This is a genomic window from Streptomyces sp. 8N706 (assembly GCF_052245415.1).
Classification (GTDB): Bacteria; Actinomycetota; Actinomycetes; order Streptomycetales; family Streptomycetaceae; genus Streptomyces.
In genome coordinates this window covers 38,114-60,088 of the sequence record NZ_JBQQBW010000036.1, presented here as the reverse complement: position 1 = coordinate 60,088, position 21,975 = coordinate 38,114, and the positions used below count along the sequence as shown (strand labels likewise).

The 21,975-nt window shown below is 71.5% G+C and carries 17 protein-coding genes; 9 read left to right on the top strand and 8 right to left on the bottom strand.

Translation table 11 applies throughout. The annotated features are described in order from the left end of the window. Positions 1-194: 194 nt before the first annotated feature. The 3 genes from ACTWQE_RS16195 (at position 195) to ACTWQE_RS16185 (ending at position 4,639) form a co-directional block, all read left to right on the top strand. Positions 195-1,613, top strand: coding sequence for an aldehyde dehydrogenase family protein (locus ACTWQE_RS16195; protein ID WP_443329633.1), 1,419 nt, complete (start codon positions 195-197; stop codon positions 1,611-1,613). Positions 1,614-1,722: 109 nt separating this feature from the next. Then, complete coding sequence (locus ACTWQE_RS16190; protein ID WP_443329632.1) at positions 1,723-2,802, top strand: Zn-dependent alcohol dehydrogenase; 1,080 nt, start codon at positions 1,723-1,725, stop codon at positions 2,800-2,802. A 472-nt stretch (positions 2,803-3,274) separates the two neighbouring features. Then, positions 3,275-4,639 carry an MFS transporter gene (locus ACTWQE_RS16185; RefSeq protein WP_443329631.1) on the top strand — a complete coding sequence of 455 codons (1,365 nt, stop codon included), beginning with the start codon at positions 3,275-3,277 and terminating at the stop codon, positions 4,637-4,639. Between the two features lie 154 nt (positions 4,640-4,793). On the opposite strand, the gene ACTWQE_RS16180 is transcribed toward ACTWQE_RS16185, so the two are convergent. The 3 genes from ACTWQE_RS16180 to ACTWQE_RS16170 form a co-directional block, all read right to left on the bottom strand. After that, positions 4,794-5,012: a hypothetical protein gene (locus ACTWQE_RS16180; protein WP_443329630.1), complete on the bottom strand. Its 219-nt coding sequence runs from the start codon at positions 5,010-5,012 to the stop codon at positions 4,794-4,796. Positions 5,013-5,072: 60 nt separating this feature from the next. Further along, a complete protein-coding gene (locus ACTWQE_RS16175) occupies positions 5,073-6,101 on the bottom strand; it encodes a hypothetical protein (RefSeq protein WP_443329629.1) in 1,029 nt (342 codons plus the stop codon). A 79-nt stretch (positions 6,102-6,180) separates the two neighbouring features. Beyond that, a complete protein-coding gene (locus tag ACTWQE_RS16170) occupies positions 6,181-6,819 on the bottom strand; it encodes a TetR/AcrR family transcriptional regulator (RefSeq protein WP_443329628.1) in 639 nt (212 codons plus the stop codon). Between the two features lie 58 nt (positions 6,820-6,877). Here ACTWQE_RS16170 and ACTWQE_RS16165 point away from each other — a divergent pair, with 58 nt between their 5' ends. Both ACTWQE_RS16165 and ACTWQE_RS16160 read left to right on the top strand, forming a co-directional pair. Continuing rightward, on the top strand, positions 6,878-8,029 hold the full coding sequence (locus tag ACTWQE_RS16165; protein WP_443329627.1) for an acyl-CoA dehydrogenase family protein: 1,152 nt from the start codon (positions 6,878-6,880) through the stop codon (positions 8,027-8,029). A 108-nt stretch (positions 8,030-8,137) separates the two neighbouring features. Further along, a complete protein-coding gene (locus ACTWQE_RS16160; RefSeq protein ID WP_443329641.1) occupies positions 8,138-8,761 on the top strand; it encodes a TetR/AcrR family transcriptional regulator in 624 nt (207 codons plus the stop codon). A gap of 298 nt (positions 8,762-9,059) precedes the next feature. Here ACTWQE_RS16160 and ACTWQE_RS16155 read toward each other — a convergent pair whose 3' ends face one another. After that, positions 9,060-9,518, bottom strand: coding sequence for an SRPBCC family protein (locus tag ACTWQE_RS16155; protein WP_443329626.1), 459 nt, complete (start codon positions 9,516-9,518; stop codon positions 9,060-9,062). A gap of 423 nt (positions 9,519-9,941) precedes the next feature. After that, complete coding sequence (locus ACTWQE_RS16150; RefSeq protein WP_443329625.1) at positions 9,942-11,075, bottom strand: questin oxidase family protein; 1,134 nt, start codon at positions 11,073-11,075, stop codon at positions 9,942-9,944. A 61-nt stretch (positions 11,076-11,136) separates the two neighbouring features. On the opposite strand from ACTWQE_RS16150, the gene ACTWQE_RS16145 reads away from it, so the two are divergent. Then, positions 11,137-11,628 carry a MarR family winged helix-turn-helix transcriptional regulator gene (locus tag ACTWQE_RS16145; protein WP_443329624.1) on the top strand — a complete coding sequence of 164 codons (492 nt, stop codon included), beginning with the start codon at positions 11,137-11,139 and terminating at the stop codon, positions 11,626-11,628. Positions 11,629-12,993: 1,365 nt separating this feature from the next. Continuing rightward, on the top strand, positions 12,994-14,613 hold the full coding sequence (locus ACTWQE_RS16140; protein ID WP_443329640.1) for a sulfatase: 1,620 nt from the start codon (positions 12,994-12,996) through the stop codon (positions 14,611-14,613). A 231-nt stretch (positions 14,614-14,844) separates the two neighbouring features. Here the strand turns inward: ACTWQE_RS16140 and ACTWQE_RS16135 are convergent, their stop codons facing one another. Further along, positions 14,845-15,306 (bottom strand): MaoC family dehydratase, encoded by a 462-nt coding sequence (locus tag ACTWQE_RS16135; protein WP_443329623.1) that lies wholly within the window; start codon positions 15,304-15,306, stop codon positions 14,845-14,847. A 95-nt stretch (positions 15,307-15,401) separates the two neighbouring features. Between ACTWQE_RS16135 and soxR the strand changes: the two genes are divergently transcribed. Continuing rightward, positions 15,402-15,863: a redox-sensitive transcriptional activator SoxR gene (gene soxR, locus ACTWQE_RS16130; RefSeq protein ID WP_443329622.1), complete on the top strand. Its 462-nt coding sequence runs from the start codon at positions 15,402-15,404 to the stop codon at positions 15,861-15,863. Between the two features lie 50 nt (positions 15,864-15,913). Here the strand turns inward: soxR and ACTWQE_RS16125 are convergent, their stop codons facing one another. Both ACTWQE_RS16125 and ACTWQE_RS16120 read right to left on the bottom strand, forming a co-directional pair. Further along, positions 15,914-17,359 carry an amidase gene (locus ACTWQE_RS16125; protein ID WP_443329621.1) on the bottom strand — a complete coding sequence of 482 codons (1,446 nt, stop codon included), beginning with the start codon at positions 17,357-17,359 and terminating at the stop codon, positions 15,914-15,916. A 141-nt stretch (positions 17,360-17,500) separates the two neighbouring features. Next, a complete protein-coding gene (locus ACTWQE_RS16120; protein WP_443329620.1) occupies positions 17,501-18,112 on the bottom strand; it encodes a hypothetical protein in 612 nt (203 codons plus the stop codon). 182 nt (positions 18,113-18,294) lie between these two features. Between ACTWQE_RS16120 and ACTWQE_RS16115 the strand changes: the two genes are divergently transcribed. Next, positions 18,295-21,195, top strand: a complete 2,901-nt coding sequence (locus ACTWQE_RS16115; protein WP_443329619.1) for a penicillin acylase family protein — start codon at positions 18,295-18,297, stop codon at positions 21,193-21,195. Positions 21,196-21,975 lie beyond the last annotated feature (780 nt).

Sequence of the window (21,975 nt, the reverse complement as noted above, 5' to 3'; positions counted from 1 at the left end):
CACGGACGGACCGCGTCGCGGACGGAACGGCCCGGTCGCGGACGGACCTCCTCGGGGCGCCCACGGCCTCGGCCGAGGCGTAGCGTGCCTGCGGGCGAGGTCACACCCCGGACGGACCGTCCGGCTCTGGTGCAGAAAAACTATCACCGCTAGTTTAGGTCCCGTACGCAGTCGCCGCTCCGGAAGGACGCACGATGAAGGCCCATGAGGGGATGTACATCGACGGGGACTGGCGCCCGTCCGTCGGCACCGAGACGATCGAGGTGGTGAACCCCGCCGACGAGCAGGTCATCGGGGTCGTCCCGGCCGCCACGGCGGAGGACGTGGACACCGCCGTGCGCGCCGCCCGCGCCGCGTTCCCCGGCTGGTCGGCCACGCCGCCCGCCGAGCGCGCGGCCCGTATCACCGCGCTGCGTGATGCGCTCGCCGCCCGCCGCGAGGAGATCGCCGAGACGGTCACCGCGGAGCTGGGCGCGCCCCTGGGATTCGCCCGGGCGGTCCATGCCGATCTGCCGATCGCGGTCGCGGGCACGTACGCCGAACTCGCCGCCACCCACGCCTTCGAGGAGAAGATCGGCAACTCCACCGTGCTCCATGAGCCGGTGGGCGTGGTCGGCGCGATCACGCCCTGGAACTACCCGCTGCACCAGATCGTCGCCAAGGTCGCGCCGGCGCTCGCCGCGGGCTGCACCATCGTCCTGAAGCCCGCCGAGGACACGCCGTTGACCGCCCAGCTCTTCGCCGAGGCGGTGCACGAGGCGGCCGTCCCCGCCGGGGTGTTCAACCTCGTCACCGGTCTCGGCCCGGTCGCCGGGCAGGCCCTGGCCGAGCACGAGGACGTGGACCTGGTCTCCTTCACCGGTTCAACGGCCGTCGGCAAGCAGATCGGCGCCACGGCCGGGGCGGCCGTCAAGCGGGTCGCCCTCGAACTCGGCGGCAAGTCGGCCAATGTCATCCTGCCGAGCGCCGATCTCACCCGCGCCGTGAAGACCGGCGTGGCCAATGTCTTCGCCAACTCCGGGCAGACGTGCAGCGCCTGGACCCGGATGCTGGTCGACGCCGCACGCTACGACGAGGCGGTGGAGCTCGCCGCCGCGGCGGCGGCGAAGTACGTCCCCGGTGACCCGCAGGACGACACCACCCGCCTGGGCCCCGTTGTCAACGCCAAGCAGCGCGACCGCGTCCGCGGCTATATCGAGCGAGGCACGGCGGAGGGCGCCCGCGTCGTCGCGGGCGGCCCGGAGGCCCCCGAGGGCCGGGAGACCGGTTACTACGTCCGGCCGACCGTCTTCGCCGATGTGACCCCCGGAATGACCATCGCTCAGGAGGAGATCTTCGGTCCGGTCGTCACGATCCTGAAGTACGAGGACGAGGACGACGCCCTGCGCATCGCCAACGGCACGGTGTACGGGCTCGCGGGAGCGGTGTGGGCGGGCGACCAGGACGAGGCGGTGGCCTTCGCCCGCAGGCTCGACACCGGCCAGGTCGACATCAACGGCGGCGCCTTCAACCCGCTCGCGCCCTTCGGCGGCTACAAACAGTCGGGCGTGGGCCGGGAACTGGGCCCGCACGGCCTCGCGGAGTACCTCCAGACGAAGTCCCTGCAGCTCTGACCGGGCACGCGCCCACTGTGACGGGCCGGGGCGACCACGACGGCCGCTCCGACCCGTCACGAACCCGGCACCCCCAACTGCCCTCCATTCACGCTTCCAAGGAGAACCCGTGGTCCGCGCCGCAGTCCTGACCGCCGTCAACGCCCCGCTCGTCATCGAGGAGATCGACCTGCCCCGGCCCGGACCGGGCCAGGTACGGATCCGGCTCGCCGCGGCCGGGGTGTGCCACTCCGACCTGTCGCTGTCCAACGGCACGCTGCGCCAGCCGGTCCCCGCCGTGCTCGGTCACGAGGGCGCGGGCACCGTCACCGCTGTCGGCGACGACGTCACATCCGTCTCTCCCGGAGATCCGGTCGTCCTCAACTGGGCGCCCTCCTGCGGAAGGTGTCACTTCTGCGGCCTCGATGAACCCTGGCTGTGCGTCAACGCCATGGCGGCCGCCGGAGCGCCGTACGCCCGTACGGCCGACGGCCGCGAGTTGTACCCGGGCCTGAGCAGCGCCGTCTTCGCCGAGGAGACCGTCGTCCCGGCAGCCGCCGTACTGCCCCTGCCGGACGGGGTCCCGCTCACCGACGCCGCCCTGCTCGGCTGCGCCGTCCTCACCGGTTACGGCGCGATCCACCATGCGGCGAAGGTACGGCCCGGCGAGTCCGTTGCGGTCTTCGGTGTGGGTGGCGTCGGCCTCGCGGTGATCCAGGCAGCTCGGATCGCCGGGGCGGGAGCGGTCGTGGCCGTGGACATCTCGTCCGAGAAGGAGCAGCTCGCCCGCAAGGCCGGAGCCACCGACTTCCTGGTCTCGACTCCGGACACGGCGAAGCAGATCCGTGCGCTGACGGGGCGTCACGGGGCCGATGTCGCCGTCGAATGCGTAGGCCGCGCCGAGACGATCCGTGCCGCCTGGGACTCGACCCGCCGTGGCGGCCGCACCACGGTCGTCGGCATCGGCGGCAAGGAGCAGCAGGTGTCGTTCTCCGCCCTGGAGCTCTTCCACTTCGGCCGCACCCTCTCCGGCTGCGTGTACGGCAACTGCGATCCGGCACAGGACCTCCCGGTGCTCGCCGAGCACGTCCGCGCCGGCCGGCTCGACCTGGGCGGCATGGTCACCGACCGGATCACCCTGGAGGGCATCCCGGCCGCCTTCGACGCCATGCTCGCGGGCCGGGGAGGCCGCACCCTGGTCGTCTTCTGACCGGCGCCGGACCTGGTCGTTCCGACCCGCGCCGGTCCTGGTCCTCTCGGGTTGCCGGCAGCGAGGGGCCTGCCGACTGCGGGCCGGGGCGCTGAGGAGCCGGACACCGCTGCCTCCGGAATCCCGAGTGCACGCGGGATTCCGGAGGCAGTGGTGTCCGGCGGTCCCCGGAAGCGGGTTCCGCCGGCGTCAGGCAGCGGGCTGCCGGACTTCCCGGAAGCCCAGGTCTCCGGCTCCACGAAGCCCCGCCCGGGGCTTCGTGGAGCCGGGCCAGGGCCTTCGTGATGCCCGAGAGGCGGGGCTCCACGAGGGCCGGGGCAGAGGCTCTGACCGGAATGGGACGTTCCCCCGAGTCGCGTCCGGAGAAAACTGCTGTTGTCCGAGCTGTTGACCTCCGTACCAGCCGGTCGGTACGTTCACCGGAAATTACGGCGCCGCCCCCCGTCCCCGCACGCCACGGAGTGTGTACAGCATGGACTCGGCCCCCTCCGCACCACCCACAACGACCCCGAGACCGACAGAACCCAACCGTCGCAAGGTCGCCACCGCGGCCGCCCTCGCGTCGGCCGTCGAGTGGTACGACTACTTCGTCTTCGGCATCGCCGCAGCCCTCGTGCTCGGCGACCACTTCTTCCCCTCCAGCAGCCCCGCGGCCGGAGTGCTCGCGGCCTTCGCGACCTTCGCGGTCGGCTTCCTGGCCCGCCCCATCGGCGGTGTCATCGCCGGTCAGCTCGGTGACAAGCGCGGCCGCAAGCCGATGCTGGTCCTCGCGCTGGTCATGATGGGCCTGGCCACCACCGGAATCGGCCTGCTGCCCTCGTACGAGACGCTCGGCATCGCTGCCCCGATCCTGCTGGTCCTGCTCCGCATCGTGCAGGGCCTGGCCGTCGGCGCCCAGTGGGGCGGAGCGATGCTCATGGCCACCGAGTACGCCCCTGAGGGCAAGCGCGGCCTGTACGGCAGCCTCGTACAGCTCGGCGTCCCCATCGGGGTCGTGACCGCCAACTCGGTCTTCCTGGCCGCCTCGGCCGTCACCGGTGAGAGCGGCTTCGCCTCCTGGGGCTGGAGACTGCCGTTCTTCGTCGGCATCCTGGTCCTCGTCCTCGCCTGGTACATCCACACCCGGGTCGAGGAGACCCCGGCGTTCAAGGAGGCCGAACGACGGCTCTCCGAGGAGGAGAAGGGGCAGAAGCGCTCGCCGCTGCGCACCATCCTCCGCCACCACCTCGGCACGGTGCTGCTTGCGGGCGGATCCTTCGCCGTCAACACCGCGACCTTCTACATCATCATCACCGGAGTGCTGGACTACTCCACCCGCGAGCTGAAGATGGAAAAGGGCTCGGTCCTGGCCGTCTCGCTGCTGGTCAGCGCCACCCAACTGGTGATGATCCCGGCCGCCGCGGCGCTCTCCGACCGGATCGGACGGCTGCGCATCTACGCCTTCGGCGCCGTGGGGCTGCTGGTCTGGGCGGTGCCGATGTTCCTTCTCATCGACACCCGCTCCCTGCTGCTGCTCGGGGTGTCGACGTTCATCACCAGCTGTTTCCTCAGCATCATGTACGGGCCGCAGGCCGCGCTGTTCGCCGAGCTGTTCACGGCGGAGATGCGCTACACCGGCGCCTCGCTCGGCTATCAGATCGCCGCGGTCCTCGGCGGCGGCCTGGCGCCGTTCGTCATGGTGCTGCTGCTGGAGGCGACCGGAACCTCGATGTCGGTCTCCGCGTACATCATCGGGCTGGCCGTGATCGCTCTGATCTCCATCGCGGTCCTGGCCCGACGGGCCGCCCGCGACCGCGTGGAGGAACACGACCGCGTGGAGGAAGCCGTCGAGAGCTGACGCCGGCGCTACGGGCCGGTCGCCGAACCCGGCTCGTAGGCAAATGGCCCCGATCCGCCGCGGGTGGGAACCGCTCACCCTTCGCGGCGGATCGGGGCAGCCCGGCTCCTGGCCGGTGTACCGGGGCGACCTCATCACTGAGCGCCCGCCCGGTTCAGCGTCCCCGTGGTGGGTCCGGAGACCGCGCTGCGTCGCCGGTCAGCCGGGTCGCGAGGGTGTAGTCGACCTCCACATCCGTGTAGTCGACCGAGTCCTCCACCCGGTCGGGGAGCCGGGAGCGGGAGCTCTCGGAGACGGATTCGCGCCCCTGGCTGCCGGTGAACCGCACGTCGACGTCCGGCACCTCTCCGAAGCGGAGTTCCTGGGCCCGCACCGTGGCGCGGAACGCGATGTCCGACGCGTCGGGATCCGGACGGCCCGTCTCCGTCGGAGTTCAGGGCGGCTGCTCACGCTTGCGGCTGGTCCGGCGGGGCGTCGAGCCTCCCTCGCGGCGTGCGGTCCTCTTGGCTGCGCCACTGTCGCTCTCCGCCGACGAGGGGGTGGCAGCCCGTCGCTTCTTCGGTCGCGCCCGGCCGCCCTCGCCGCGCCTCTCGCCACCTTGCTCGCCAACCCCTCCTGCCGTCTCGCCGACACCGCGGCTCACGTCTTCGGCGGCCTTGCCTGTGCCGCGTCCCACGTCCTCGGCCGCTTCTCCTGTGCCGCGGCCGATGTCTTCGACGGCTTCTCCTGCGCCGTGGCCGATGTCTTCGACGGCTTCTCCTGCGCCGTGGCCGATGTCTTCGACGGCCTTGCCTGTGCCGCGGCCGATGTCTTCGACGGCTTCTCCTGTGCCGCGACCCACGTCTTCGACGGCTTCCCCCGCGCCGCGGCCGACGTCCTCGACGGCCTCGCCCGCCCCATGGCCGACGTCCTCAACCGCCCTACCGGCGCCACGGCCCAGCTCGCCCACCGCGCTCCGCGCACCGGTGCCCACTTCCTCGACTGCCGACCCGACGCCACGGGTGATCTGCTCCAGAATCTGTGGATTGCTGTCGATGGTCTCGAGGACCCTCGCGATGATCGCGGCCACATTGTCGAGGCGCACCTTGAGCAGGGCCTGCGCCTCCACACCCTTGATGGTGAGCGCGACCCGGCCGAGGGCCACATCCGCGCCGACATTGAGCTTGAGCAGGTCCAGCACCTCGGCCTGCAAGGACACCCGCGCCCTCAGGTCATCGACCTCCAGGGAGATCTCCTCGACCTTGACCACAGGGACGTCGAGGAAGACATCCGGTTCCTGGTCTCTCGCCGAGGAGAGCTCATACGGCTCCTGGCCCTCCTCGTGCTCCTCACCCTCGTACGGTTCCTCTTCGCCGTACGAATCCTCCGTGACCTCGGCGTCCTCATCCATGCTGCCGACCTCCGGCGCGGGTGCACTCGCGAACTCCCCCTGCCAGCGTAAAACCGGCATATCGCCCAGCAAGGCGAGAGGTGTCCCGTTGTCGCGCCGGCGTTACGCGCTCCCGGGACCGGACCCGGAGGCGAGGCCGGTGCCCCGGGCCTCAGACCGGCCGCAGCTCTTCGTACTGCAGCGCCAGCCCGTCCACCAGGGCCGTCAAGCCCGCTTCGAAGGCTCCCTCGTCCACTTGCTGCTGGTGCTCCGCCAGCAAATGGGCCTGGCCCAGATGCGGGTAGTCGGCCGGATCGTACGCCGCCGCGTCGTCCACGAAGCCGCGGGCGAACGAGCCGAGCGCCGAGCCCGCGACGAAGTAGCGCATCAATGCACCGATCCGGGTCGCCTGGGCAGGTGGCCAGCCCGCGTCGACCATCGCTCCGAACACGGCGTCCGCCATACGCAGCCCGGCCGGGCGGCGGCCGGGGCCCTGGGCCAGGAACGGCACGATGTTGGGGTGTGCGGCGAGCGCGGCCCGGTACGAGCGCCCCCATGCCAGAAGCGCCGCCCGCCAGTCCGTCCCGCCGTCGAACATCGACAGATCGACCTGGCCGACGACCGTGTCCGCGACCGCGTCCAGGATCTCGTCCTTGACCGTGAAGTGGTTGTACAGCGACGGGCCGCTCACCCCGAGTTCGGACGCCAGCCGCCGCGTGGACAGGGCCTGCAGGCCCTCTGCGTCGACAAGGGCAAGGGCCGTGGCGATGATGCGGTCGCGGCTGAGCAGGGGCTTGCGGGGGCGGGCCATGCGGCACATAGTAGAGGCGGAAATAAACTAGCACTGCTAATTTCTGAAGGGTGCCGCCATGAACCTCGAACTCTCCGAGGAGCAGACCGCCGTCCGAAAGCTCGCCCAGGACTTCGTCGCCCGCGAGATCACTCCGAACGCCGTGGCATGGGACCGCGCGGAGAGCGTCGACCGGGGCGTCGTGAAGCAGCTCGGCGACCTGGGCTTCCTGGGGCTCACGATCCCCGAGGAGTACGGCGGCTCGGGCGGCGACCACCTGGCGTACGTCCTGGTCACCGAGGAGCTGGGGCGAGGTGACTCGGCGGTGCGCGGCATCCTGTCCGTCTCCCTCGGCCTGGTGGCGAAGTCGATCGCGGCCTGGGGCAGCGAGGAGCAGAAGAGCGAGTGGCTGCCGAAGCTGTGCTCCGGCGAGGCCGTCGGCTGCTTCGGTCTCACCGAGCCCGGTACCGGTTCGGATGCCGCCAACCTCACGACCCGGGCCGTCCGCGACGGCGACTCGTATGTGATCGACGGCAGCAAGATGTTCATCACCAACGGCACCTGGGCGGATGTCGTCCTGCTCTTCGCCCGTACGGGGGGCGAGCCGGGCCACCGGGGCATCAGCGCCTTTCTCGTTCCGACCGATACCCCGGGTCTCACCCGCCGCGAGATCCACGGCAAGCTCGGGCTGCGCGGCCAGGCCACGGCGGAGCTGGTTCTCGACGGCGTCCGTGTGCCCGCCTCCGCGATGATCGCCCCCGAGGGCAAGGGGTTCTCCGTCGCCATGTCCGCCCTGGCCAAGGGCCGGATGTCGGTGGCGGCGGGCTGCGTCGGAATAGCGCAGGCGTGTCTGGACGCGGCCGTGGCGTACGCGGGCGAGCGCGAGCAGTTCGGCGCGCCGATCGCGCGCCACCAGCTCGTCCAGGAGCTGATTTCGGACATCGCGGTGGACGTCGACGCGGCGCGGCTGCTGACCTGGCGGGTCGCCGACCACATCGAACGCGGGCTGCCGTTCGCCACCGAGTCCTCCGTCGCCAAGCTGTACGCGAGTGAGGCCGCTGTGCGCTGCGCCAACAATGCCCTTCAGGTCTTCGGCGGCTACGGTTACATCGACGAATACCCTGCGGGCAAGCTGCTGCGGGACGCCCGGGTGATGACCCTGTACGAGGGCACCAGCCAAATCCACAAGCTGCTGATCGGGCGCGCGCTCACGGGGGTCTCGGCCTTCTGATGGCCGGTCCGCGTACCGCACCCTAAGCGCTTGCTCAGCTTCGGGGTATGGTGTTCGTCCTGTCAGCGGACGGTCCACCGGGGACCGGGAGAACGGGGCGTGCGTGCCATGGACACCGAGGTGCAGCAGCCGGGTTTGTGGGCGGATGTCAGCCCCGACGCGGCCAAGCGGCTGGTGAACGCTGCGGTCCAGGCGTTCGCCGAGCGCGGATATCACGCGACCACCACCCGCGACATCGCGGGCCACGCCGGGATGAGCCCGGCTGCCCTCTACATCCACTACAAGACCAAGGAGGAGCTGCTCTTCCGGATCAGCCACGTCGGTCACCAGCTGTCCCTGCGGATCCTCCAGGACGCGGCGGAGAGCGAGGGAACGCCGGTCGACCGGCTGGCGCGAGCCGTACGGGCCTTCGTCCGCTGGCACGCCGAGCGCCACACGACCGCGCGGGTGGTGCAGTACGAGCTGGGGGCTCTCTCCGAGGAGCACTACGCCGAGGTCGTGGCTCTGCGCCGGCGCACCGACGGGGCGATGCGCTCGATCATCGAGGACGGGGTGGCCTCCGGAGACTTCGACGTCCCCGACGTCCCGGGCACGACGCTGGCCGTGCTGTCCCTGTGCATCGACGTCGCCCGCTGGTTCAACGTCGAGGGCCGCCGCACCCCCGAGGAGGTCGGGCAGCTCTACGCCGACCTGGTCCTGCGCATGGTCGGCGCGGGCGGACAGGGCGAATGACCCGACAGGTCGAGTGACCGCGCCGACGGCGCCCCCGCCGGCACCGGGATGGGCGGCGCGACCGTCACATGCCTCAGCAACGACGGCCCCGACCACTCAGCGGTCGGGGCCGTCGTTTCGACTGGTCGACCGGCCGTGACGGAGCCGCTTCGTCTTCTTCGCTGCTCCGCTTTCCTCGGCTGCTCCGCGATCGCTCGACGCCCGGGGCGGACGGTCGTGGGCCCCGTCCGGCCTCACGCGGCGCGGTGTGGCCGGTTGCCCGGGCTTCCAGGGCCCTCACTGACGAGGAAGGCGGATCTCAGGGCGACGCAGCCGAAGACATATGGTCCTCCAGCTTGTCGAGAGCCTGGGTCCAGCCTTCGTCGTGAAGGGCTTGGCGGCGCTCAGTGGCGAAGTCTCCCTGGGCGAGGGCCAGTTCGGTTGAGGTACTGCCGAGGTCGCGAAGCGACAGCGTCACGACGGTCTCCCGGTCCTCGGGGTCGGGCTCCTCCCATCGGAAGGTGTAGGACAGACGTTCCGGAGGGTCGACGTCAAGGAATTCCCCCACCAGGTGGAACAGATCGCCTTCCGGCGGCTGCATCGCGATCCGGTAGCCACCTCCCGGCCGGAGGTCGCTCTCCACACGCGGAATGGTGAACCCGTCAGGACCCCACCACATGGCGAGTTCCTGCGGTTCGGTCAAGGCCCGGAACACGGCCGAGCGCGGTGCCCGGAGGACACGCTCCATCCGCAGTCTCAGTGTGCCGTCGTGCGTCATCACGAACCTCCTCCGAACGAAGGCGTCGAGATCGACCACAGCATCCATCCTAGTGCCGCGTCCGCCGAGGCCTGCCCGGTAGCGGTGACCTCCCGGTCGCTGCAAGGCGCCGGACCGGCCTCTGGGGTCGCCCACGCCGAAGGCCAGGGGAGTGCACCCGCTCGGCCGGTCGGGCAAGCGGCTGGAGGCACTCCCGTGGCCTCCGGCCGGGGGAGGACGTGCCAGGGGCGGCGATCGGAGTGAACCTGGCTGACGCGGCACTGCCGGCGCCGGCGATGGATCGCGAGCATGCGGTCAGAGGCGGCGGTGCGAGGGCAGGTACGGGCACTGGCAATGATCGCGTCGTGCCGGCACCTGCCGCCGCCGGGCCGCGCGGATGCCGACGCCGTCCGCGACGACCTGCGCGGATACGGCGTCGAGTCATTACGGGGTGTCGGGCCGTACGCCCGCCGCACCGCCGCCGGCGTCCAGGCGGGGGATGCGCTGCTGCGCGGCGAACGCGGCGGCCGGGTAGCGCGGATCGGGCCGCAAGGCGTACTCGCGCAGGCATGCCTCGGTGAACTTGATGACATGCTCGTCGCCGTGGTCGGCGGCCCGTGCGCCGAGTTCGTGGATCGGGGGCAGACCCTGGACCTCCGGCCGCCAGGCCCCCGTACCCTCGTCGCGCCGGTCGGTGGTGAAGGCCAGCAGGAACGCCACGTGGACCTGCCACAGCTGCGCCAGAGTCGGCTCGTACAGCGCGTGCGGCAGATGCGGAAGCACGATGCGTACGGCGGCGGGCGCGGTGACGCCGTGGACCAGCGGCACCGGGAACACCTCGGGATGGCCGAGATAGACGTCGGCGAACTGGATCGTCATCTCGGTCAGCAGCCGAGGCGCCTGCTCCGGGTCCAGCCACGCCAACGACTCCTCGTAGCCGGGCAGTTCGGCGAGCGTGTCCAGACGGTGGCGGGCTGTGCCCGGCCCCATTCCGCCGTCCTGGGCCACCCGGGGCAGCGCGGCGACGGCGCCGGCCAGGTCGTGGGTGCCGCGCAGCCGCGGGCGGCCGGGAAGCTCGGCGTAGCGGGCGGCCCAGTAGGCCAACCCCCGTGCCAGCTCGTTCAGTTGCAGCCGCGTCGGCTTGTCCGCGGCTGCGTACAGAGCGCGCACCGCGTGGGCGGTGCGGATGAGACCGTGGGTCAGACCGGCGAACAGCCCGGGGCGCAGGCGCGGCCACCAGCGGACGAGGACCTCCCGCCAGTGTGCTTCGGCCAGTTCGCGGACGAAGAGCCGCTCCCAGTCCCCGGCGCGGTGGAAGGCCCCGAGTGCCGGGCGCCAGGAGGACTCGTCCGCGGGGTCCAGGGCGAAGCGCGCGGCGGGGGGCTCGTGGTGCTCCATCGCGCGCCGGTAGCGCCGCACCCACCGGGCGACCTCGTCCTCCTGTCCGAGCAGCGCGAGCGCCTCGGCGCCCATCGGGCCGTGGTTGGCGAGGTCCACCCCCTGCCCGCGCTCGTATCCGAGATCGTCCAGCCGTTCCAGGGCATCGTTGACCGCGTCGCTGTAGGTGATCGACGGCAAGGGAGTCCCACCTTTCAGATATCCGAATAGTTTGGAATTCCGAACCAACTACACTCGCAGTATGCCGCACACGCACCAGTCCGGGAAGGCGCCCCGGATGCCGACCCCCGAGGAGGTCGAACTCGTCGGCCTCGTCCCCCTGTTGGAGCCGTTCTTCCGTGGGTCGGTGGTACGGGATCTCATGCCGGCGCCGCTGCGCGACGCCATGGAGACGCACGGACTGACGCCGCGCCACGGCGCCGTACTCCCGCAGCTCCTGGCCGGACAGCCGCTGACCGTCAGCGAGATCGCCCACCGGCTCCATGTGTCGGTGCCCACCGCCAGCGAGCTGGTCGGTGCTCTGAGCCGGGCCGGGATCGTGAACCGCGCCGAGGACCCGGCGAATCGCCGCCGGGTCCTGGTGTCGCTGGCCGAGGCGTACCGCCCGCTGTTGGAGACCTTCGTCGCGCGACGGGGCGAGCCGCTGCTGCGCGCCCTCGACGGGCTGACGCCGGGCGAACGGGCAGGATTTCTGGCGGGCCTCACCGCCTGGGTCCGCGAGGTGCAGAGTTAGGCCGTGCCGTGACCGCCCTTCGCGAGCACGCGGCGCCGGGCACGGCACTCCCTCGGCCTCCGGCCGGGCCTCTGCGCCGCATTGCCGTGATCGCCCGAATGCCCCCGGCATGAGGGCGACTTCCCCAGCCTCCGGCCGGGGGTAGTACCCCCACCGCCTTGCGATCGCACGCACCTGGGGGCACCTGCCACACGGAGTCCGGGGGAGCCGCGAACTCTGCCCTTCGGGCGGCGGCGCTCCGTTGGCAACCCGCTTTTTTCCAGGCCCTGACCGGGACCGTCTCCGCGAGCCGGGCCCTGGAGTGCCCTAAGCCGACGGCCAGGGGAGCGGACGCCGTACGGAGGGCGCGGGCGGCTCCGACAAGCGGCGTGCAGAACTCCCGGCCGGGGCCCGGCGTCGCGGACCCGGCAAGCTCCGCGGACAGGGTCGGACGGTTCGTCCACGGGGGCGGTGGCATGGAGCACAGCGGGGTGTTCCCGCCGATGAGGCCCCGCTGCCCGCGCGTTCACGGCCACCGGGTACGTTTCCCGCGCGGCGGGTGACCGTGGTGATTGAACTGAAGCCGCCGGCGAGCCGTACAGATCACGGCGGCCCCCGGCCAACCGGGCCCGGTCCGCCGTGCCATCACCGGCTTCGCACGGAAGGACCTTGGGGTTGTCGTTCTTCACAAGCTCTCGTCAGCTGACGAATACCGACAAGACAGCCGCGGAGGAGGGACCCACGCCGGCCGGCTCCCCGGACAGCGCGCCGGACGGGGCTGTCGCGGGGGAGGGCGTCGGCGCGGGTGAGGTCGGTGACGGTCGTTCCGGTGAGGTCGGCAGCGCGGAGGGTGGGAGCGTTGCGGGTGATGAGGCGGGCGGTCTCCCGGACGTCGGTGGCGGTGCTTCGGATGACACCGGCAGTGCTCGTATCGACGGCGCCGGGGGCGATGAGGTCGCTGCCGTCGCGGACGGTACGGCCGGGGGGCAGGTCGCTGCCATACACGAGGGTGGCGGCGTTGGTGAGGGCGTCGGCGCGGGTGAGGTCGGTGACGGTCGTTCCGGTGAGGCCGTCAGCGCGGAGGGCGGGGACGTCGCGGGTGATGAGGCGGGCGGTCTCCCGGACGCCGGTGGCGGCCCTGCGGACGGCACCGACGGCCGGAACGACGACGACGGCGACAGCTCCCGGAACGACGACGCCGCAGCCGACGAGACCGGCGCCCGCCCGGACGAGACCCCCGCGGGCGGGGACGCCGCCACGCATGAGGACAGCGGCGTCCGCGAGGAGGCGACCGCAGGTCGTGCCGCCGGTGACCGGCCGGACGAGGCCACCGCAGCAGCCGGACGGGAGGGCAAGCGCCCGGCCGCGGCGCGGACCGTGTCGTGGATGACCACTGCCCTGGCTGCCGTGCTGGTGCTCCTCGCCCTCCTCCTGCCGAACCAGATCACCCGTCTCACACCCGGCGCGTTCGCGCGCATCCCGGTGGAGGGGATATTCGGCGCCGCCGTGCTGCTCGTCCTGCCATCGAAAGCGAGGCGGGTGGCGGCGGTGCTCGGCGGCGTGGGCCTCGGGCTGCTGACCATCCTGAAGTGCCTCGACATGGGCTTCTACTCGACCCTGGACCGGCCGTTCGACCCGGTGCTCGACTGGATCCTGTTCGACGACGCCGAGGCGTTCCTCAGGGACTCGGTCGGCCAGGCCGGCGCGATCGGTGCCGTGGTCGGGGTCGTGGTCCTCGCCCTTGCCCTCCTCGTCCTGATGGCGCTGTCGGTCGTCCGGCTGAGCGGCCTCATGGCCCGGCACAGCGTCGTGGCGACCCGTACCACCCTGATCGCGGGGACCGCCTGGGTCGCCTGCGCCGCACTCAGCGCGCAGATAGCCGGTGTGCCGCTCGCCTCCAGGAGCACGGTCACCCTCCTCAACAACCGTGCGGAGCAGGTGAGTGCCGGCTTGAAGGACAAGCAGGAGTTCGCCGAGGAGGCCGCCGTCGACAACTTCCGCGACACCCCGCCGGATCAGATGCTCAGCGGGCTGCGCGGCAAGAACGTCATCTTCGCCTTCATCGAGAGCTACGGCCGCGTCGCGGTCGAGGACCCGGATATGGCGCCGCAGGTCGGCGCGGTCCTCGCGGACAGGACGAGCCGGCTGCGCAAGGCCGGGTACTCCTCACGGAGTGCCTGGCTCACGTCGCCGACGACGGGCGCCGGCAGCTGGCTGGCCCACTCCACCTTCATGTCAGGCCTGTGGATCGACAACGAGCAGCGCTACCGCAGCGCCACCTCGAGCGACCGCATGACCCTCACCGGCGCCTTCCAGCGCACCGGCGCCTGGCGGACGGCCGGCATCATGCCGGGCACCACCCGGGCCTGGCCGGAGGGGCGGATCTACGGCCTCGATCACATCTACGACTCCCGGGAGCTCGGATACAGGGGCCCGAAGTTCAGCTGGACGCCCGTACCCGACCAGTACAGCCTGTCGGCCTTCCAGCGCCTGGAGAACGGCAAGCCCGGCCGCGACCCCCTGATGGCGATGATCGTCCTCGCCTCCAGTCACAACCCGTGGGCGCCCATACCCAGGATGATCGGCTGGGACGAGGTCGGCGACGGCTCGGTCTACCACGCCATCAAGAAGGCGGGGAAGAATCCCAAAGAGGTGTGGAAGGACCGCGACCAGGTGCGCACCGAGTACCGGCGCGCCATCGAGTACTCGGTGAACAGCCTCACCTCGTACGTGGAGAAGTACGGCGACGACGACACCGTGCTCGTCTTCCTCGGCGACCACCAGCCCGTCCCGACCGTCGTCGGCAACCACGCCAGCCGGGACGTACCGATCGCCATCGTCGCCCACGACCGGGCCGTGCTGGACCGGATCTCCGGCTGGGGCTGGGAGGACGGTCTGAAGCCCGGCCCGAAGGCGCCGGTCTGGCCGATGGACACCTTCCGTGACCGCTTCCTGACCGCCTACGGCTCGCAGCCCGGATCCACCCCGTCCCCGTCGGCTCGATAGCCGCCGGGTGCCACCAGGGGGGCGACGGACGAGCCGACCCGTACGCCCGATCGTGTCGCCGGCGGCTGCCGTTTCCGGCACCGCCGGCGGGCCGCCGCACTGCTGTGGCGCTCGGCCCCGGCCGCGCATACGTGGCCTGGGCCCCGGCCGCGCATACGTGTCTGGGCCCCGGCCGCATGGTCCGGCCCCGGCCGCGCCGCTCGGCGCAACCGGGGCCCGGGAGAGTCCGTCTCAGACGTAGAAGCGGCTCACTGACTCCGCGACGCAGACCGGCTTCTCGCTGCCCTCGCGCTCAATCGTCACCACCGTGGTCAGCTGGACTCCGCCCTGCACCTCGGTCACCTCGGCGACCTTGCCGGTGGCCCGCAGGCGTGAGCCGACCGGTACGGGGGAGGGGAAGCGGACCTTGTTCGCCCCGTAGTTGATGCTCATCTTCACGCCCTCGACCCGCATCAGCTGCGGCACGAACCACGGCAGCAGCGACAGCGTCAGATAGCCGTGGGCGATCGTCGTGCCGAACGGGCCCGCGGCCGCCTTCTCCGGGTCCACATGGATCCACTGGTGATCGCCGGTCGCATCCGCGAACAAATCGATCCGCTTCTGGTCGATCTCGAGCCAGTCACTGGTGCCCAGCTGGTCGCCGACCGCCGACCGCAGCTCATCCAGCGACGGGAAGACCCGGGGTTCCGCCATCTCCGTACCTCCACTGCCCATCCGTACGTACTAAGCAGTTGCTCAGCATGGTGTGAGGGTGTCCTCCTGTCAATGCACCCGTAGTCTTGTGATCTGTGCCCCAGATTCCCACGAGTGTTCATGAACTCACCGTCGGCCAGTTGTCGGCGCGCAGCGGCGCCGCCGTGTCCGCGCTGCACTTCTACGAGTCCAAGGGCTTGATCAGCAGCCGCCGCACCCCGGGCAATCAGCGCCGCTACGGCCGTGACGCGCTGCGCCGGGTCGCGTTCGTACGGGCCGCGCAGCGCGTCGGTATCCCGCTCGCCACCATCCGCGAGGCCCTCGCCGAGCTCCCCGACGAGCGCACCCCCACGCGCGGGGACTGGGCCAGGCTCTCCGAGGCGTGGCGTGCGGAACTGGACCAGCGCATCGAGCAGCTCAACCGGCTGCGCGACCATCTGACCGACTGCATCGGCTGCGGCTGTCTGTCGCTGGACACCTGCGTGCTGTCCAACCCGGACGACAGAATCGGCGAGCACGGCAGCGGCTCACGGCTGCTCGTCGGCCGCAAACGCTGAACCGCGAGCCACCGCCCACCGGCCGAGGCGTCTCACCGGGCCGAGGCCGGTCACCAGACCGAGGGATGCCGCCCGGACCAGGGCCGGGCCTCCTCCAGCTCCGCGGAGAGGGAGATCAGCGTCGCCTCGGCGCCGTACCGGCCGCCGAGCATGACGCCGATCGGCAGTCCGCCCTCCGTCCAGTGCAGCGGCAGACTGACGGCGGGCTGGCCGGTGGCGTTGTAGAGGGGCGTGAACGGGGTGAAGTCGGCGAGCGCCGCGAACTCGGCCTCCGGGTCGGCGTCGTTGCGCAGCCCGCCCACCAGCGCCGGGGGCTGCGCCAGGGTCGGTGTCAGGATCACGTCGTACCCCGTCCCGGGAGTCAGCAGCGCGTCCTCGACCATCTGGCCGAGCATCCGGAACGCGTACATCGAGTCCGCGAAGGCCTGCCCGGAGACATGGCCGCCGCGCCGGCGCAGATGGCGGGTGAGCGGCAGCAGCAGCCCCTCCGCGCCGGCGGGGACGGGGCGGGACAGGGCCATCACATCCCAGACCGCCGAGAACGCACGCCGCACCGTGTCGTCGACCGGGAGCTCCAACTCGTCCACCTCATGGCCGAGTTCCCGCAGGAGGGCGGCGGCGCCCTCCGCTGCCGCCCGGCAGTCCGGGTGCAGCTCCACGTCCGGAACCGGCGGGGTGAGCAGGGAGACCACCCGCAGCCGTGCGCCCGGGGGCCGCCGGGCGTGGTCGAGGAAGGTCTCGCCCGTGGGCAGGCCCGGGGCGCCGTACGGGTCTCCGGGCATGGTCCCGGAGATCACGTCGAGCAGCGCGGCCGCGTCCGCGACCGTACGGGCGATGGGGCCGGAGGTGCTCAGCCCGCTGATGTCGTGCAGGGTCGGGCCTGAGCTGACGCGGCCCCGGCTCGGCTTGATCCCGTAGAGCCCGCACACCGAGGACGGGATACGAATCGACCCACCGCCGTCGCTGCCGTGGGCCAGGGGCGCGAGCCCGCCGGACACCGCGGCGGCCGCCCCGCCGCTCGAACCGCCCGCCGACCGGTCGAGGTCCCAGGGCGTGCGCGCCGGGGGAGCGAGCCTGCCCTCGGTGTAGCAGGGCAGCCCGAACTCGGGGGTGTTGGTCTTGCCCAGCATCACCGTCCCGGCCGCACGCAGTTTGGTGACCACATGGTCGTCGACCTCCGGGATGTGGTCCGTGAAGACCTCGGAGCCGAAGGTGCAGCGCACGCCCGCCACGAGGTTGAGGTCCTTCACCGGCACCGGCACCCCGTGCAGCGGCGACAGATCCCGGCCGTCCCGGCGCGCCGCTGAGGCCACGCTCTCGGCCTCCCCGGCCTGCTTGCGGGCCAGCTCGGGGGTCAGCGTGATGAACGCGCCCAGGGTCTCGTCCAGCCGGTCGATACGTTGCAGATAGTGCTCGGTGAGCTCCACCGGCGAGAGCGTCCCCTGCCGGATCGCGTCCGCCTGCTCCAGCGCTGTCAGATCGTGCAGCTCGGCCATGCCCGTCCGTCCTCTCGGCGACTGGTGGGAATCCTCGCACTACTGCTCGGTAACGACCAGACTCACCGCCCCCTGCCGCCCGACGGGCACGGTGCCCCCCTGCCGGTGCTGCCTGCGCTGCTCACCGGCCCGTCATCGCGGTCAGGACGCGATGACGAGAGTCCCGTATCTGCATCTCTTGCTCTCCGCCAGCGCTTCGGCGGTCAGTACGGGTTCGGGGACGACGATGCCGCAGCCCGTGCACACCGGTCCGGCGCTCGGATGGTGATCCAGGCCCCCGCGCCAGACGATCCGTTGCTCCTCGCACACCGGGCAGACGGTGCCGGCCTCCGACTTCAGTGCGGAGATGAGGCGGCGGAGCACCTCCGGCAGGGGGGCGGACGGGTGCACCAGCGGGTCGTCGCACCAGGCGACGCCGCAGCCGCCCCAGGTGCACCGGTGCCAGTCGTCGAGGGCGGTGGGCTGACGGATGCCTTTGGACTTCTCGCGCCTGCGACGGGCCGCGAACTCACCGTCGTAGGCCAGCCATACGGCCCGCGCCTCCTCCAACTCCCCGAGCGCGGCCACCAGCCGGCCCGGATCGGGGTGCCGGTCCTCGGTGCCGACTCCGACCCGGGCGCACAGATGGTGCCAGGTCGCCCGGTGTCCGTAGGGGGCGAACTTCTCCAGGCACTTGCGCAGAGCGGTGCGCCGCTGCCGGGTCTCGATCCGGGGGTCGCGCACATGCTCCGCAAGACTTCTGAATCCGGCCATCCCTTGCCACCTCCGTCGCGTGTACTTCGGCGATGAGGCTTGGACGTACGGCGTAAGGATCCGGATCCATCGAACAGGCGCTCCCTCAAGCGTGGTGAAGAGCAAAGGTGACGTCCATTCATCTTCCAGCCTTGCCGTACCGGCGGTAACCTCCGCCTCACCGTCCACCGGGAGGAGCAGGAATGCGACGCCGCACCCCACGCCCCACCGACCATGGATGCATACGCTCACGGCGTCCCCTCGTTTCACTTGCCGCACTCGCGCTGGGAGCCGGGCTGATCGCGCCGCTGCCGCGGGCCGCCGCCGGAGAGGCCACCGGGCAGGCGCGGACGGCCGAACGGAGCGCGACCGCCGTCGCCGGGGACCGGTGCGAGGGGCAGTGCGCCGACATCCTGCCGCCCGGTCAGAACGGCAACGCCACCCTCGCCGAGATCCTCGCCCACCGCGTCCTCGGCACCCGGCCCGCACACAGTTCCGACCAGCTCGGCCGCTACAGCGACCTGGTCCAGGGGCAATCCACCCTCACCGACGCCAGGTTGACCGACTTCTTCAACGACTCCTCCTTCGGGGTTCCGAAGGACCAGGTCGCATCCGTCACCCGGCCACGAGCGGATGTCACGATCACCCGTGACAGGAAGACCGGGGTGCCGCACATCCAGGGCACCACCCGCGAGGGCACCGAGTTCGGCGCCGGATACGCCGCCGCCCAGGACCGGCTCTGGCTGATGGACCTCTTCCGGCACATCGGCCGGGGGCAGTTGACCCCCTTCGCGGGCGGCGCTGCGGCCAACCAGGGGCTCGAGCAGCAGTTCTGGCAGCAGGCGCCGTACACCGAGAAGGACCTCGAAGCCCAGATCGACCGGATCATCGCGACCGGGGGCGAGCGCGGCAGGCAGGCCATGGCCGACAGCCAGGCGTACGTCGACGGCATCAACGCCTACCGGGAGAAGGCCAAGGACGGCCGTTACTTCCCCGGCGAGTACGTCCTCACCGGCCATATCGACGCGGTCACCAACAGCGGCGACATCCAGCCGTTCAAGCTGACCGACCTCATCGCCCTCGCCTCGGTCGTCGGCGCACTCTTCGGCAGCGGCGGCGGTGGCGAGGTGCAGTCCGCCCTCTCCCTGCTCGCCGCACAGCAGAAGTACGGGGCCGCCGAGGGTACCGAGGTCTGGGAGTCCTTCCGTATGCGCAACGACCCCGAGGCCGTACTGACCCTGCATGACGGCCGCAGCTTCCCTTATGCGGGCCAACCCGCGAAGGCCCGCGGCCGGGCCCTGCCGGACCCGGGCTCCGTCACCCCCGAGCCGCTGGTGTACGACCGTGAGGGCGCGGCCGTCGAACCGAAGAGGACCCCGGTCGAGGCACCGAGGAAACTCAAGCCGCTCCAGGGCGTGTTCGACGACGGGGTGCTGCCCGGCGCTTCCCTGAAGCCCGGTGGCACCGGCGGAGGGAACGCCGGCCAGGGACGAGGCATGTCCAACGCCCTGCTCGTCTCGGGCCGGCACACGGCCAGTGGCGACCCGGTCGCCGTCTTCGGCCCGCAGACCGGCTACTTCGCCCCGCAACTGCTCATGCTCCAGGAGCTCCAGGGACCGGGGATCAGCGCCCGCGGCGCGTCCTTCGCGGGCATCGGGATGTACGTCCAGCTGGGCCGGGGCCAGGACTACGCCTGGAGTGCGACCTCCGCGGGCCAGGACATCACCGACACCTACGCGGTCGAGCTCTGCTCCCCGGCCGGCTCCACACCGTCCAAGCAGGACGCCACCCACTACCTCCGTCACGGCCGCTGCGAACCGATGGAGAGGCTCGAGCGCCGCAACGCCTGGAAACCCTCGCTCGCCGACTCCACGGCCGCGGGCTCGTACCGCCTGCAGCTGTACCGCACCGCGTACGGCACGGTGACCCACCGGGCGACGGTCGGTGGCAAGCCCGTCGCCTACACCTCGCTGCGCTCCACCTACCGCCACGAGGCGGACTCGATCATCGGCTTCCAGATGTTCAACGACCCCGGCTACCTGCGGGACGCGGGGTCCTTCCAGCGCGCGGCCCAGCACATCGGCTACACCTTCAACTGGTTCTACGCGGACTCCCGGCGGACCGCGTACTACAACAGCGGGCTGAACCCGGTACGCGCGACGGATGTCGACGCGTCCCTGCCCGTGAAGGCGGAGCAGGCCTATGAGTGGCGGGACTTCGACCCTGCCGCCAACACCGCCGCCTACACCCCGCCCTCCGAGCACCCTCACTCCACCGACCAGGACTACTACATCTCCTGGAACAACAAGCAGGCCAAGGAATACAGCGCGGCGGGCTTCGGCATGGGCTCGGTGCACCGCGGCGATCTGCTGGACGACCGTGTCGGCGAACTCGTCGAGAGGGGCGGGGTGACCCGGGCCGCGCTCACCCGGGCCATGGCCGAGGCCGCCGTCACCGATCTGCGCGGCGAGGACGTCCTCCCGGAGCTGCTGAAGGTGGTGCGGAGCAAGCCCGTGTCCGACCCGCAACTCGCCTCAGCAGTAAAGCCGTTGGAGTCCTGGCTCGCGGCGGGAGCACAGCGCCGTGAAACCGCTCCCGGCTCACACACCTACGGCCACTCCGACGCCGTACGCCTCATGGACGCCTGGTGGCCCCTTCTGGTCGAGGCCCAGTTCCGACCCGCCCTCGGCGACGACCTCTATGACGCCCTGCGCGCCAGTCTCGGGACCGACGAATCCCCCTCCGTCGGCCACGGACCCACCGGCTCGCACGCGGGCTCCGCATTCCAGTACGGATGGTGGAGCTATGTCGACAAAGATCTGCGCCAGATCCTCGGACAGCCCGTCAAAGGGAAGCCGACGAGGGCCTACTGCGGCGGAGGCGGCCTCGCGGCGTGCCGTGACACCCTGCTCGCCACGCTGAAGCAGGCGGCGGGGAAGGCTCCCGCCGAGGTCTATCCGGGTGACGCCGACTGTGCGGCCGGCGACCAGTGGTGCGCCGACGCGATCATCCACCGCCCGGTCGGCGGTCTGACCCACGACACGGTCCACTGGCAGAACCGGCCGACCTACCAGCAGGTGGTCGAGTTCCCCCGGCGCGGCTGACGCCCCGGCCCGGCGTCACCGGATATGGCCGGGGCGGCGGGCCATGGGCGCGGGCCCCGGGCTTCTGAGGGGCGTACGAGGTGCCCGGCCCGGAGGCGCGACGAGGTGCCCGAATCGGAGGCGTTTACGAGTGCCCGGCCCGGACGCGGGACGAGGTGCCCGGCCCGGAGGCGCACGACTGCTCCGGCTCAGCGGGTGCTCGGAGCAGCTCCCGGCCGGACACGGGTTGTGCGGGCCGTCTCTGTGGGCGAACTGACGGAGTGTTGACCATCCGATCTGATGACCCATCTGCTCGCGTTCAGATGCAGGTGGTACCACCCTCAGGTATGGATTGATCATGCCCATCCACAGCACCCGTCGCCGGACGCGTCCCGTCCCCCGACGCCACCCGAACCGGAGCGGCAGAGCGCACCTGCGGCTCGTCGTCCCCACCGCCATCGTCCTGGCGGCCACCTGGGGGGTCCCCGCGGAAGCGTGGGTCCGCCCCGTACCCCCGAGCTCCGCCGTCGGCAGAGGCGTCGACCCTGACCAGCAGCAACAGGACGACCTGGCCCAGCAGGAACAGAGGCCAGAGGAGTCCGCGGACCCACCCCGGGGGGCCGGCGGGGCCGGGGCTCCGGAGGACCACACCGGTACGGACCCGGTGGCCGCCGAGCCGCCTGCCGATGCGTCCGCCGACGCATCGGAGGAGCCGCCCGCCGACCACTCGGTCGATCAGCCTGTCGAGCCGCCTGCCGATCAGTCCGCCGATCAGTCGGCCCACCAGCCTGCCGGTCCGTC

What these genes read in the sequence shown, in the direction of transcription:
- ACTWQE_RS16195 (WP_443329633.1), top strand. Translation starts at nt 195, where the DNA reads ATGAAGGCCCATGAGGGGATGTACATCGACGGGGACTGGCGCCCGTCC.
- ACTWQE_RS16185 (WP_443329631.1), top strand. Translation starts at nt 3,275, where the DNA reads ATGGACTCGGCCCCCTCCGCACCACCCACAACGACCCCGAGACCGACA.
- ACTWQE_RS16170 (WP_443329628.1), bottom strand. Translation starts at nt 6,819, where the DNA reads ATGGCCCGCCCCCGCAAGCCCCTGCTCAGCCGCGACCGCATCATCGCC.
- ACTWQE_RS16165 (WP_443329627.1), top strand. Translation starts at nt 6,878, where the DNA reads ATGAACCTCGAACTCTCCGAGGAGCAGACCGCCGTCCGAAAGCTCGCC.
- ACTWQE_RS16160 (WP_443329641.1), top strand. Translation starts at nt 8,138, where the DNA reads ATGGACACCGAGGTGCAGCAGCCGGGTTTGTGGGCGGATGTCAGCCCC.
- ACTWQE_RS16155 (WP_443329626.1), bottom strand. Translation starts at nt 9,518, where the DNA reads ATGACGCACGACGGCACACTGAGACTGCGGATGGAGCGTGTCCTCCGG.
- ACTWQE_RS16145 (WP_443329624.1), top strand. Translation starts at nt 11,137, where the DNA reads ATGCCGCACACGCACCAGTCCGGGAAGGCGCCCCGGATGCCGACCCCC.
- ACTWQE_RS16140 (WP_443329640.1), top strand. Translation starts at nt 12,994, where the DNA reads ATGACCACTGCCCTGGCTGCCGTGCTGGTGCTCCTCGCCCTCCTCCTG.
- ACTWQE_RS16135 (WP_443329623.1), bottom strand. Translation starts at nt 15,306, where the DNA reads ATGGCGGAACCCCGGGTCTTCCCGTCGCTGGATGAGCTGCGGTCGGCG.
- ACTWQE_RS16125 (WP_443329621.1), bottom strand. Translation starts at nt 17,359, where the DNA reads ATGGCCGAGCTGCACGATCTGACAGCGCTGGAGCAGGCGGACGCGATC.
- ACTWQE_RS16120 (WP_443329620.1), bottom strand. Translation starts at nt 18,112, where the DNA reads ATGGCCGGATTCAGAAGTCTTGCGGAGCATGTGCGCGACCCCCGGATC.
- ACTWQE_RS16115 (WP_443329619.1), top strand. Translation starts at nt 18,295, where the DNA reads ATGCGACGCCGCACCCCACGCCCCACCGACCATGGATGCATACGCTCA.